Below are 12,420 nucleotides of genomic sequence, written 5' to 3' on the forward strand. Positions count from 1 at the left end.
TTCCTGATCGGAGAGACTTCCATGACCGTCGGCAGCGGACAGCGCAGGTGGTGGGTGCTCGGCGCCCTCGTCCTCGCCCAGATCGTCGTCGCCCTCGACCTCACCGCCCTCAACATCGCCCTGCCCGTCCTGGCCCGCGACCTCGGCGCGGGCACGGGCGGCCTGCAATGGATCATCGACTCCTACACGCTCGTCTCGGCGACCCTCCTCATCCCCGCCGGGCTCGCCGCCGACCGCTACGGCCGCAGGAAGATGCTGGCCGCGGGGCTCGCGGTGTTCCTCGGCGGCTCACTGATGGCGGCCCTGTCCTCGACCACCGGCCCGCTCATCGCGGCGCGGACGCTCATGGGCGTCGGCTCGGCGATCATCATCCCGGTCTCGCTGACCGTCCTGCTCGTGGTGTTCCCCGCCGACGAGCGGCCGAAGGCCCAGGCCGCGTACGCCGCCGCGTCCTTCCTCGGGCTGCCCCTCGGGCCCATCCTGGGCGGCTGGCTGCTCGACCACTTCTGGTGGGGATCGATCTTCGCGATCAACGTCCCGATCGCGGCGCTCGCGCTCGTGGCCGTCCTCGCGCTCGTCCCCGAGTCCCGCTCGGCCGACGCGCCCGCGCTGGACGCGGTGGGCGTGCTGCTGTCCACCGGCGGTCTCCTCGCCCTCGTCTACGGCGCCATCGAGCAGCCCGTGCACGGCTGGGGCGCGCCCCAGTTCTGGGCTCCCGTGCTCGCCGGGGCCGCGGCGCTCGCGCTCTTCTGGAACCGGATCCGCCGCTCCGCCGACCCGCTCGTGGACCTGACGCTGTTCCGCGACCGCGCCTTCGCCGGCGGGGCGATCGCCGCGACCGCGCTCACGTTCTTCCTCTTCGGCGTCCTGTTCGTCGTCCCGCAGTACTTCCAGGGCGTCCTCGGCGCCGGCACCCTCGGCAGCGGGCTCCGGCTGCTGCCCCTGATCGGCGGGCTCGTCGTCGCGTCCCGGCTGGGCGCCAAAGCCGTCGAGAAGGCGGGAGAGCGCGCCGTCCTGATCACCGGCCTCGCCCTCATCGCCCTGTCCATGGCCTTGGGCGCGTTCACCGGCACGTCCTACGGCCCCGTCGCGGGCTGGCTCACCCTCTTCGGCCTCGGGTGCGGACTCGTCCTGCCCACCGCGATGCACCTCGCCCTGTCGGCGCTCGACGTCGACCGGGCCGGCGCGGGATCCGGGCTGCTCATGACCGTCCGGATGGTCGGCGGCTCGTTCGGCGCGGCGATCCTGGGCAGCGTCCTGGCCGCCTCCTCCGGCGACGCAGAGCCCTCGGCCATCGCCGCCGACCCCACGAACTTCCTCGACGGCATGGCCGCGGTCCTGTGGACGTGCTGCGCGGTCGCGCTCGCCGCGCTGGCCGCCACCGCGGCCGTCGCCCGGCGGGCTTCTGCGGGACAATCGGACGATGGAACAGTCCTTCTCGCTTGACCGGCTCCCGCTGCGCGAACGCAAGAAGCTCAAGACCCGGATCTCGATCCAGGAGCACGCGCTGCGGCTGTTCACCGAGCAGGGCTACGAGGCGACGACGGTCGAGCAGATCGCGGAAGCCGCGGAGGTCTCCCCGAGCACCTTCTTCCGGTACTTCCCCACCAAAGAGGACACCGTCCTCACCGACGAGTACGACCCGCTGATCTCCGAGGCGTTCCACGACATCCCGCCGGACGTGGAACCCGTCACCGGACTGCGGACCGTCTTCGACGACTTCCTCAGCGGGATGGGCGCGGAGGACAAGGAGCGGATGCTGGCCCGGCTCAAGCTCACCCAGTCCGTCCCCGCGCTACGGGCCCGGTCCTGGGACAACAGCCCGACCGGCACCGCGGCCGTCCTGCGCAACCTGCTCGCCGAGCGCACGGGGCGCTCCACCGAGGACTTCGAGATCGAGGTCTTCATCGGAGCGCTCCTCGGCGGCGTCCAGGGCGTCCTTGCCGAATGGGTGCGCGACGGCGGGAAGGGCGACATCGCGGCGCTGATGCGCCGGATGTTCGACTTCTTCGAGGCCGGGATGCCGCTCAGCCCGCGGCCTGGGCCGCCGCCTGCCGGTTGATCCGCACCGCGCCCCGGAACCCGTTGAAGTAGACGGTCTGGATCTTGATCACGTCGCCCGTCCGGGGGGCGACGAGCATCTTGTCGCCGCCGAGGTAGAGGGCGATGTGCGAGATCCGGCCGGGCGCCGTCGGGTCGTTGGCCCAGATGAGCAGGTCGCCGACGCGGGCCTTGTCGAACGGCACGACCGGGCCGGTCCTGGCCTGGTCGGCGGCCACCCGGGGCAGGCGGATGCCGGCCTGGGCGAACGCCCACTGCAAGAGGCCCGAGCAGTCGTAGCCGCCTTCGGCGTCGGACTCGCCGCCCCACACGTACGGCATGCCGAGCTTGGTCATCCCCGCGTCGATCGCCGTCTTGATCTCCCTGGCCGACAGGTAGCCGCCGCCGGAGGCCGCGCCCTTGAAGTCGAACGACGGGTTGATCGTCCGGACCGTCCCGGTCTTGTCCTTGACGAGCTTGCGGACGGCCTTGGCGATCTTCTCCCTGTCCTTGTCGGCTCCGGCGACGATGAGGACGTTGTCCTCGACCATGCCGAGCCGCTTCGCCGTCTCCTTGGACACGACGGCGTCGATGTCGCCGATGCCCATCGTGGCGACCGCGCCGACGCGGACCCTGTCGATCTCCGTCGCGCCGGAGACGGGGACCCTGCTGTCGAGTTCGACGCCTCCGTCGCTGTTCAGGACGAACGACACCGCGACGTCTCCGGACGCGATGTTGCGCCACAGGCCGTCGTGCTCGGCCGTCGGAGCGGGGGTGAAGTTGCGGAAGCCGGACGGGTCGACGCCGAAAACGCCGACCTCCTTGCCGGCGAGCTTCGCGCGTGCCCCGTCGGCGGTCTCGACCCCGGTGACGCCCTTGATCTTCGCGACCTTGGCGGCGATTTCGGCGGGGAGCGCGTTGCGGCCCTTGGCGACCACCATGACCTGCGGCTCGACCCGTTCGGCGAGCGGTGCGACGGGGGCGGTTCCGGCCGCGTCGGCGGCCGCGACGAGCTGACCGGGCGCGACCGAGGTGACGGACGGGGTCGCGGCGGGGCGCACGGCGCGTTCGACGAGCATCGCGACGTTCGCGGCGAGGGTCGTCGCGATGGCCACGCCGATCACCATCGGCGCCGCCCGGGGGCCAGGCTTGCGCACGCTGTTTCCTTAGGGGCAGGGGCTGGACTTCAGGCAAGACGGAAACACCGTATCGCCAGAGGAAACCCTCGGACGTTACGGCGCAATCGACACTAAACGAGCGAGGCCTAAGAGCCAACGGCCCCCTGCGGATTCTCAGACGGCGTTCAGGCCGGCGGTCCGCACTGTTCAGCTTGAGGTGATCTGTCGGGCCAGCTCACCCGGGGTCCCGACCGGCATCCGGCACGCGAAATCCCGGCACACGTAAGCCGCCGGAGCGCCGTCGAGCAGATCCCGGCCGCCCAGCAGCGGCACCGGCCCGTCCAGCGGGGCGCCCGGCGCGCCGACCGTGACGACCGCGCCCGGCGACGTGCTCATCAGCGCCGTCCGGTGCAGCTCGCGGGTCCGCCCGTCCGCCGGGTCGCCGACGACCGCGACCTCCACCGGGCCGCGCACCGCCGCAGCGGCGACCGCGAGGCCCCAGCCCGCGAACCTCGCGTGCCGGTCGGCCAGCGCGGCGGTCGGCGCGAGCGCGGCGAGCGCCGCGTCCCGGTGCCGGACCGAACCGGTGAGCGCCGCGTACGTCAGCAGCGCGCCGGCGGCGGCCGACTGGCCGGACGGGACCGCGTTGTCCGTCGGATCCTTGGGGCGGCGGAACAGGGCCTCGGCGTCGTCTGCGGTGTCGTAGAAGCCGCCGTCGCCGTCGGCGAACCTGTCGAGCACGACGTCCAGGAGCACGCCCGCACGCGTCACGTACTCCGCGTCGCCCGTGACCGCGTGCAGCGCGAGCAGGCCCTCGGCCACGTCGGCGTAGTCCTCCAGGACGCCCGCGTTGGCGCCTGCGACGCCGTCACGGGAGGTGCGCAGGAGCCTTCCGTCGCGGGTGTGCAGCCGGTCCAGCAGGTCGGCGACGCCCCGCGCCGCCTCGATCAGGTCGGGCCGGTCCAGCAGCGCCCCGCACTCGGCGAGCGCGGCGATCGCCAGGCCGTTCCAGGCGGCGACGACCTTGTCGTCGCGCGCCAGCCGGACCCGCTCGGCGCGCGCCTCCAGCAGCCGCGCCCGCAGGTCCTCCGGCAGGTCGCCCTCCAACTGGAGGGTGGACGAGCCGTGCTCGAAAGTGCCCCGCTCGGTCACCTTGAACGCGCGGGCCGCCCTCGCCCCGTCCTCTTCCCCGAGCACCTCGACGAGTTGCTCGGGCGTCCATACATAGAACTTGCCTTCGACGCCCTCGCTGTCGGCGTCCAACGCCGAGGCCAGCCCGCCTTCCGCGGTGCCGAGCTCGCGCAGCATCCAGTCGCACGTCTCCAGCGCGACACGGCGGGCCAGCGGCGCGCCGTCCTTGCGCCACCAGTGCGCGTAGACGCGGGCGAGCAGCGCGTTGTCGTAGAGCATCTTCTCGAAGTGCGGCACGACCCACGCCTCGTCGACGCTGTAGCGGGCGAAGCCGCCGCCGAGCTGGTCGTAGATCCCGCCGCGGGCCATCGCCTCCAGCGTCCGCGCGGCCATCCGCCCCTCGTCGCCGCGCCGCAGCAGGAACTCCAGCACCATCGACGGCGGGAACTTCGGCGCCCCGCCGAACCCGGCGAACCTCTCGTCGAACCCGCGCGCCAGCACCTGCACGGCCCTGCCGAGCGCCGCGTCGTCCGGCGCGCCCGACCCGACCGTGCCGCCCTCCTGCCCACCGAGCGCGTCGACGATCTGCCGCCCCTGGTCGACGAGTTCGGCCCGCTGCTCCCGCCAGGCCGCCGAAACCGCCTGCAGCAGCCCCTGGAACCGCTCCCGCGGGAAGTACGTCCCGCAGTAGAACGGATGCCCGTCCGGCGTCATGAACACCGTCATCGGCCAGCCGCCCTGCCCCGTCAGCGCCTGCACCGCCTCCATGTAGACGGCATCCACATCAGGCCGCTCCTCACGATCGACCTTCACACTCACGAACCCCTCGTTCATGAGCCCCGCCGTCGCCACGTCCTCAAAACTCTCGTGCGCCATGACGTGACACCAATGGCAGGCCGCGTACCCCACACTCAGGATCACGGGCACGTCCCGCCGCCTGGCCTCGGCGAACGCCTCCTCCCCCCACGGAAACCACTCCACGGGGTTGTCGGCATGCTGCAGCAAGTACGGGGACGTGGCCTCTGCAAGTCGGTTCGCCATGTCCCCATCCTCGCCCACGGCCGTGCGGGGCGCTCCCGAGGGGCCGCGGTACGGGCAGGGCGCTACCCGATCCTGGCCTGAAGAACGCGCTGCTCGGCTTCCTCCACCGCGAAGCGGGCGGCCGGGTCTCCGTCGGCGGCGAGCACGGCGGCTCGCACGAGGGCGAGGTAGAAGAGGGCCGGGGCGCACGGCGTCCACCTCTCCGGGGGCTGGTCGGCGATGAAGCCGAGGACGGACTCCGGGTCGCGGTCCACGAAGGCGAAGCGGTCGTGCTCCCACTTGTCGGTGACCCCGCGGGCCCAGCGGAGCTCCAGGGCCGCCTGGTCGAGATCCGGCAGCACCGCGCGAAAGAAGCCTGCCCACTGGTGGTTGGCGAGGTCGAGGCCGAAACCGAGCAGCTCAAGTTCGAGCGCGTCGGTGGAGTGCACGGCGAGTTCCTCGTACAAGGCCCGCCGGGCCACCGCGTGAAGGCTGATCGGGCCGTCCGCGGGCAGATCGTGCTGCCGCGCCAGCCCCTCATTGGCGGAGGAGTTCCACTTCGAGGTGTTCGGCCCCGCCACGTGGGCGCTGCGGCGCGAGAAAAGCATCTTGCCGTCCCTGCCCGTCTCCAGTGCCACATTGACGCCGAAGCTGCAGTTCATCCAGGCCGGCGCGTGCACCGGGTCCTCGCTTTCCAGATACTGCTCCCGCAGGGTCAGGCCGTTCTCCTGCTTGCGCTCCAGATTCAGCGATGTGGTGAGGAAGTCGTAGTAGTCGGCATCCAGCAGAGTGAGGGTCGCCACGGGTTCTTCCGCATGGTGGGTCCGGGTGACGACGACCCTTTCCACCGCGAAACGCGCGTTGTTCCAGCGATACGGAAGCCCGAGTGCCTCCTTGCGCCGTTCCTCTTCCACGATGACGTGCCGCCATCCCGCTATTTCCTCGGGGAACTCCACCTGCTCCGGCCGATACCGCACCCGCACGTCCTCCTCGCGGATGGGCCGGGTCCCGTCGCCTTCGAAGATGTGGCAGACGGTCTCGCGGCCGACCACGGTGAATCTGTCTCTGGGCATAGTCGACTTCCCTCCGAAGTAAGTAAGCTCTCCCGAACCGACAAAGCCAAGGCATGGGCACGTTCATAATACGGAGCGATGTGGGCTCTTACCCGGCACTGATCAGGTCCGAACGGCGTCGTTCCTCTCTGGTGGGCACCGTGGCGGTCGCCGAGTACGCGCATCCGGACGAGAACGCGCGGCAGGCACTCCGGCGCCCCCGCCTGGCGAATGTGCGCGACAGATTCACCGAGGTCGCGCGATCCTCGCTCGGTTTCGGCGAGAGCGTCCGCGTCGACGAAAGCGGCGGCACCCGTCGGCATCTGTGGGAAGGCCTTGAGGATTTCCTCGCGCATGACGTCGAGCGGAGGATCCTCTACTGGACCGGCCACGGCATGAGCCTGAGAAACAAGGGATATTTCCTTGCTTGCTCTGATTCATGGGAATCGGGCCGATTTGTACCGGAACGCTCTGTTTCTCTAAGTGATCTCGTGGACCGTCTCCTGCATCCGGACTGCGAGAGCGACACCCTCCTGATCATCGACGCCTGCTGGTCGCACGGCAATCTCACCGAGGCCCTGCGCCACGCGCTCGATCTGGAGCGGGCGTCCTCCAGCGTGGTGCGGGCCCGCGAGAGCCGCCGCGCGGGCTTCGTCGTCATCGGCACCTCGGGAATCGACGCGCAGGTCCCGGAGGGCCGCTGGGTCGGCTGGCTGGAGGACGCCCTGGCCGGACCGGACTTCGTGGCCCCGGACCACGCCCGGCCGTTCCACCCCTCGGCCCTGTACCTGCCGGTGCCCTACCTCCAGGACGCCGTGGACGCCCAGGCCGCAGCCGCCGGCCTCGACGAGCCCGCGCAGCGCCCGGGCCGAGCCGAGATCCGCTCGCTGCCCAACGGCTTCCTTGAGAACCCCTACTTCCAGGAGACCGGGAAGCCGTCCTACACGACCGCGGTGCTGACCGGGCGGAAGCCGTGGATCGACGCCGAGCAGTTCGGCATCGAGGAGGGCAGCCATCTCGACCTCCACTTCTCCGGGAGGCGGGACGCCCTGTCCCGCATCGTGCGCTGGATGGACACCCACCCGAAGGGACTGCTCGCGGTCGGCGGACTCGCCGGGACGGGGAAGACGGCTCTGCTCAGCCGCCTCGCACTGACCTCGCTCCCCGACTGGCGGGACGCGCTGGGCTCCGGCCTCGACCCCGCCACCCTGCCGAGGGCGGGCACGGTGCACGCCGCCCTGAGCTGCCGGGGGCACTCGGTCCACTCGCTGGTCGCGGCGCTCTGGGGGGTGCTCTCCCACTTCGAGGGCATGCGGCCGCGACCCGACGGGCCCGCCTCACCGGAGCAGTGCTGCACCGCCGTCGACGCCCTCGTGTCCCGGGCGGGCTCCCTGAACCTGCTGTTCGACGGACTCGACGAGGCCCTTCCCGACCAGGCGCACGACATCGCCCGCCTCCTGCTCAACCCCCTGTCCGACCTCGACGGCGTCCGGGTGGTCGTCAGCACGCGCCAGCAGCCCCGCAGGCGCACCACCGCGCCCGCCGAGGGGGAGTCGCTGCTCGACACCCTGGACCAGAGCACGGACGCCGTGGTGCTGGGCGACGACGAGGAAGCGAAGCGGAGCATCGCGGGCATGGCCATGTCGATACTGGACACCGAGGGCTCCCCGTACGCGGGACCGCGGCGGAGCGAGGACCGCTCCTGGACCGCGGCGCACATCGCGGCCGCCGGTCGCGGCTCGTTCCTGGTGGCCCTGCTCGCCGCCACGGGGCTCACCCGGCGTTCCCAGGTGGCCACCGAGGCGGAGCTCGCGGAGCGAACGGGCTCGGGCGGCCTGGACCTGCACGACCTCCTCGCGGAGGAGGTCGCCCACCTCACCGCCCAGCCCGGGGCCGGGCGGGCCGCCGAGGTGCTGCGCGCGCTCGCGGTGGTCCAGGGCCGCGGCCTGCCCCCGCACAGGACGTGGCTCACGATCGCCAACGCGCTGCGCGACCCGGACACCGACCGGCTCGGCCTGGGCGATCTGCGGAGCGTTTACCGCAGTGCCGGCGGTGGCATCGTCGCCGCGCACAGGGAGCCGCAGGGCGACGGCGCGGCCGCGCTCACCACCTACCAGCTCGCCCATCCCGGCTACGGCGAGTTCTTCCTCAACGGCGCCGGGCTCGACGCCCAGGAGGCGCACCGCAGGGTGACCGCCGCGCTCCGGGCGCAGGCCGGGCCGGACTGGCGGACCGCCGACGACTACACCTTCGACTACCTGGGCGCCCACGCCGCACAGGTGGGGACCGCGCGGCTGCGCGAACTCTTCGAGGATCCGCGCTTCCTGCTGCGGACGAACCCGGACGTGATGCTGCCTCTGGCGGCCTCCCTCGCCCGGGACTGCGACGGGGCCGCGCTGTACGGGCGGGTGGGCGGGTCCTTCCGGGAGCCGTCGGCGCGCCTGTCCGCAGATGCGCTGGCGGCCCGCAAGACCATCCTGCGGGCCGCCGCCTTCGTCAGCCACCGAGATGCGAGCTATCGGACGCTGGCCCGCATGGAAGGGTTCCTGCCCTGGCAGGAATACTGGACCGACCAGCGGCCCGCCCCGGTGGAATGGCGCAGGTCCGCGCCCCTGGGCGGCGCGCGGACGCTGAGCTGGCGCCCCGGGGCCGAGCCGGCGGAGCGCCGCGACGAGGGCACCCTGGCCGCCGGGGGGCGCGGCGAGATCCTCGTCCTGCATCCGGAGTCGGGCGCGCGGCTGATGACGCACCGGACTCAGGCGCCGTCGGGCGACCGCGGCAGCGCCCTCACCGAGGTGTGCGAGGTCGGCGCCGGACCGCACCGCACCACGATCGCGCGTGACGACGGGGCCGTGTACTTCTGGCGCTCCGGCTCGCGCCTGCCCGACCATGTCCACCGCTGGGGCGGTTCGGTGACGGCCCTGGCCGCGGCCGAGCTGGCGTCGGAGACCGTGGTCCTGGCGGCGGACGGCCTGCGGATGTGGACGTGGTCGTGGAAGGGAGACCTGCGCAGGCACGGGACCCGCCTTGCCGATGTCAGCCCGATGGACGTCGAGCGCGTCGCCGCCTTGCGCATGGGCCCCCGCCTGTTCGTCCTCGTCGCCGGGAGCCGGGCAGGGCTGCTGGAGATGGCCAGGGGCGCCGCGGGGCCCGAAGGACCTTTCTCCCACAGGACGGATCTCGGCCCGCTCGACGCTCCCGCTCTCGCCGCCGCGGCGGTCGGCGACCCACGGACCGGGCCCGGGGCGGGCCGAGAGGGCTGGATCGCGGTCGCGGACGGGCGGCACGTGCGCGTCTGGCACTGCGCGACGGACCCGGCGGCACCCCATGAACCGCCCGCGATCCGGCCGGTCGCGGAGATCGGCTCGCAGGCCCGCGGACTCGCCTTCGGCCGGCACGGCGAGGAGCTGCTCCTCGCCGGATACGAGGCGATGACCGTCCGGATCTGGGCGGTGGCCGATCCCCGGCGGCGGGCCTCCTTCCCGATGGCCGCACCCAGGGACCGGGCCATGGTGTTCGATCCGGCCGGACGCGGGCTGCTCGCGGTGGCCGACGGCGCCGACATCCGCATGCTCGACGCCGCCTTCGCGCTGGCGTCCGGCCACGGCGCCCGGCGGCGCCCGACCAACCACAGGCCCGCCGTCGCCCTCGCCGAGGCGACGGACGGACCGCCGCTGCTCTGCCGCGCGCAGGGCGAGCGGGTCCTGGTGTCCCGCCCCGGCGAAGGCGCGGCGGCCGACCTCGCGGCCGTGGAGCTGACCCATCTGGGACCGGTGTCCGCACTGGCCGCGGTGCCCGTGACCGGCGCGTGGATCGTCGCCGCGGCGGCCGGACGCACCCTGCGGACCTGGCTCCTGGCGGCAGATCTATCCGTCTTGTCCGAAGACGATCTCGTTCTCGGAGGCGATGCGGGAGACGACGTCCCGTCCTTCGGGATCTCGGTGGACGCAGCCGCAGCCGCAGCCGCAGCCGCGGCCGCGGCCGCGGTGAAGGTTCGCATCCATGTGGCGGACGGCCAGCGCGTCGTCCACGCGGAGATGCCCGCGGACGCCTCGCACGGCTGGCGTGCCGGAGCGCCGACATGGACGGGGCGGAGCTGCGGCGTCGCCGCGCTGGCCCTGCGGGACGGGACGCGCCGGCTCGCCGCGGATCTCGGGGACGAGGTGCGGCTGTGGCGGGAGGACGGCGAGGTGGAGTACACGCTCTCCGGCGTGCGCCCGGCCCATCTCGCGCTCGGTGAGCTGTACGACCCGGAGGACGAGGAGTCCTATCCCTTGCTGGCGTGGGAGGACGGCGGCGTCCACCTGAAGACCCGTGCCGACGACGACCTGCCGCGACGGCTCCCCGGGACCTTCACGGAGGTCGTGTCCCTGGTCTTCGCCGGACCGCCGGAGCGGCCCGTCCTGCTGGTCTGCGAGCGACGCGAGGGGCTGCGCGTGTGGGACGTGACGGCCCGCACGTGGCTGGAGCGCATCCCGTCGCGCGGGTACGCGGTGAGCGCCGTGGCGGCGGCCCGGGACCGGGAGGACGGCCTCGTCGTGGCGCTCCAGGGCGTCGGCCGTTGCGACCTGATCCGGCTGCCGCGCGCCTTCTTCCCCTCTTGAGAATCGCGTCCGTGAAACCCCCGCGGTGGCGCGCCGCACCGACGAGCGATGACGGAGTGTCCATGGAGCACGATCTTGTGGTCTTTGTCCCCGGGTTCCTCGGCAGCAGCCTGCGCAGGGACGGCAGAGACCTCTGGGCCGAGGGCACCGAAAGGCTGCTCGCGCCCCGGCCGTCCGCGCACGCGCTCGCGGAGCTCGCCCTTCCCCCCGGCCTCGGTGACGAGCCGCCCGAGGCCCGCTTCGCGCTGGAGGCCGACCGGCTGCTCGCGCAGCCGGACACGATGCCCGGCCTGCTCTCCTGCGGAGGGTATGCCGACCTCCGCGCGGCTCTCGGCGACCTCGCCGACGGGCAGTATGTGCCGTTCCCCTATGACTGGCGCCTATCCCACCGACTGAACGCCGCCCTGCTGGGCGCCCGGGTCGCGCGGGAGCTCATTCGGTGGCGGGAGCGGGTGGACGCCCACTACCCGGACCGTCCGGACGAGCCGAAGGTCGTCTTCGTCTGCCACGCGACGGGGGGACTGATCGCCGGGCATCACCTCGAGTGCGCGGACGGCCGGGAGACCACGAGGACCCTGGTGACCCTCGGCACGCCGCAGAGCGGCATCGTCCAGGCCGCCCGGGTCCTGTCCGGCCACGCGGTCGCCGAAGACGGCGGCCTCGGCGCCACCGCGTCCGTCCTCAACGAGGTGCTGCGCGACTTCGCCCTCGGCCTTCCCTCGCTGGCGCAGATGCTGCCGACCTACGAGGCGGTCCGGGTGGAGGGCAAGACGCGCCCGCGCAAGATCGACGACCGCCGCCATCCGCTCCGCGGCCTCCCCTCCGCGGCCGTCGAGGACGCCTTCGCCTTCCACCGGGACTTCGCCGCCGCCCGCCAGGCCCATCGGCGCGCCGACGCGGACCCGCGCCCTCCCTACGGGGTGTACCGGGTGGCGAGCACGGCCTACACGACGGTGGAGCTCATCGGGCTCTCCGCGGACGGATCGCGGTTCGTGGACGTCGGGGGCGGGATCGGTGACGGCACGGTGCCCCGGACGTCCGCGCTCGCCGGGTGGGCGCCGGACGAGGCGGAGACGATCTGGATCGACCACCGGAACGAGGACATGGCGAGCGCCGCGGCCCTCGGCGGCATGCTCGCCGCCATCCGCAAGGGAGCTCCACCGGACGGCATGCTCGCAGGGGACGAGCGGATCACCCTGCACGTGCCCGACCAGGCCCTCGCGGGGCGGCCTTTCGAGGCCGCGGTCCTGGGGTTCGACCTCAAGGAGCGGGAACTGCGCGGGTTCATGTGGCGCGCGGGCCGGCGCGACCGGCGCCCGATCGTCTTCGTGGACGTGGGAGGCCGGTTCCAGACGGAACTCGAAGCCGGCCCCGGCAAGTGGATCATCGAGGTGACCGCCGCACGGCCGAGCCGCACCGAGCGCAGGATCATCACGCTCCACGCCCACTAGCCCC

At 72.8% G+C, this 12,420-nt stretch carries 7 protein-coding genes; 4 read left to right on the forward strand and 3 right to left on the reverse strand.

Translation table 11 applies throughout. The features are described 5' to 3' along the window. Positions 1-21 precede the first annotated feature (21 nt). Both ACYVOM_RS04225 and ACYVOM_RS04230 read left to right on the forward strand, forming a co-directional pair. Positions 22-1,446, forward strand: a complete 1,425-nt coding sequence (locus ACYVOM_RS04225) for an MFS transporter (protein ID WP_460301868.1) — start codon at positions 22-24, stop codon at positions 1,444-1,446. Beyond that, positions 1,424-2,062: a TetR family transcriptional regulator gene (locus ACYVOM_RS04230; RefSeq protein WP_460301869.1), complete on the forward strand. Its 639-nt coding sequence runs from the start codon at positions 1,424-1,426 to the stop codon at positions 2,060-2,062. The genes ACYVOM_RS04225 and ACYVOM_RS04230 overlap by 23 nt, the downstream gene beginning before the upstream one ends. On the opposite strand, the gene ACYVOM_RS04235 is transcribed toward ACYVOM_RS04230, so the two are convergent. The 3 genes from ACYVOM_RS04235 to ACYVOM_RS04245 form a co-directional block, all read right to left on the reverse strand. Beyond that, a complete protein-coding gene (locus tag ACYVOM_RS04235) occupies positions 2,028-3,197 on the reverse strand; it encodes a C40 family peptidase (RefSeq protein ID WP_460301870.1) in 1,170 nt (389 codons plus the stop codon). The genes ACYVOM_RS04230 and ACYVOM_RS04235 overlap by 35 nt on opposite strands. 168 nt (positions 3,198-3,365) lie before the next feature. Further along, positions 3,366-5,330: a thioredoxin domain-containing protein gene (locus tag ACYVOM_RS04240; RefSeq protein WP_460301871.1), complete on the reverse strand. Its 1,965-nt coding sequence runs from the start codon at positions 5,328-5,330 to the stop codon at positions 3,366-3,368. 62 nt (positions 5,331-5,392) lie between these two features. Further along, entirely contained in the window at positions 5,393-6,382 is a 990-nt protein-coding gene (locus tag ACYVOM_RS04245; RefSeq protein WP_460301872.1) for a hypothetical protein, read from the reverse strand. Between the two features lie 470 nt (positions 6,383-6,852). On the opposite strand from ACYVOM_RS04245, the gene ACYVOM_RS04250 reads away from it, so the two are divergent. Then, positions 6,853-10,965, forward strand: coding sequence for a hypothetical protein (locus ACYVOM_RS04250; RefSeq protein ID WP_460301873.1), 4,113 nt, complete (start codon positions 6,853-6,855; stop codon positions 10,963-10,965). A gap of 62 nt (positions 10,966-11,027) precedes the next feature. After that, positions 11,028-12,416: a lipase family protein gene (locus ACYVOM_RS04255; protein WP_460301874.1), complete on the forward strand. Its 1,389-nt coding sequence runs from the start codon at positions 11,028-11,030 to the stop codon at positions 12,414-12,416. Positions 12,417-12,420 lie beyond the last annotated feature (4 nt).

The organism is Actinocorallia aurea (genome assembly GCF_054783995.1).

What these genes read in the sequence shown, in the direction of transcription:
- ACYVOM_RS04225 (WP_460301868.1), top strand. Translation starts at nt 22, where the DNA reads ATGACCGTCGGCAGCGGACAGCGCAGGTGGTGGGTGCTCGGCGCCCTC.
- ACYVOM_RS04230 (WP_460301869.1), top strand. Translation starts at nt 1,424, where the DNA reads ATGGAACAGTCCTTCTCGCTTGACCGGCTCCCGCTGCGCGAACGCAAG.
- ACYVOM_RS04240 (WP_460301871.1), bottom strand. Translation starts at nt 5,330, where the DNA reads ATGGCGAACCGACTTGCAGAGGCCACGTCCCCGTACTTGCTGCAGCAT.
- ACYVOM_RS04245 (WP_460301872.1), bottom strand. Translation starts at nt 6,382, where the DNA reads ATGCCCAGAGACAGATTCACCGTGGTCGGCCGCGAGACCGTCTGCCAC.
- ACYVOM_RS04255 (WP_460301874.1), top strand. Translation starts at nt 11,028, where the DNA reads ATGGAGCACGATCTTGTGGTCTTTGTCCCCGGGTTCCTCGGCAGCAGC.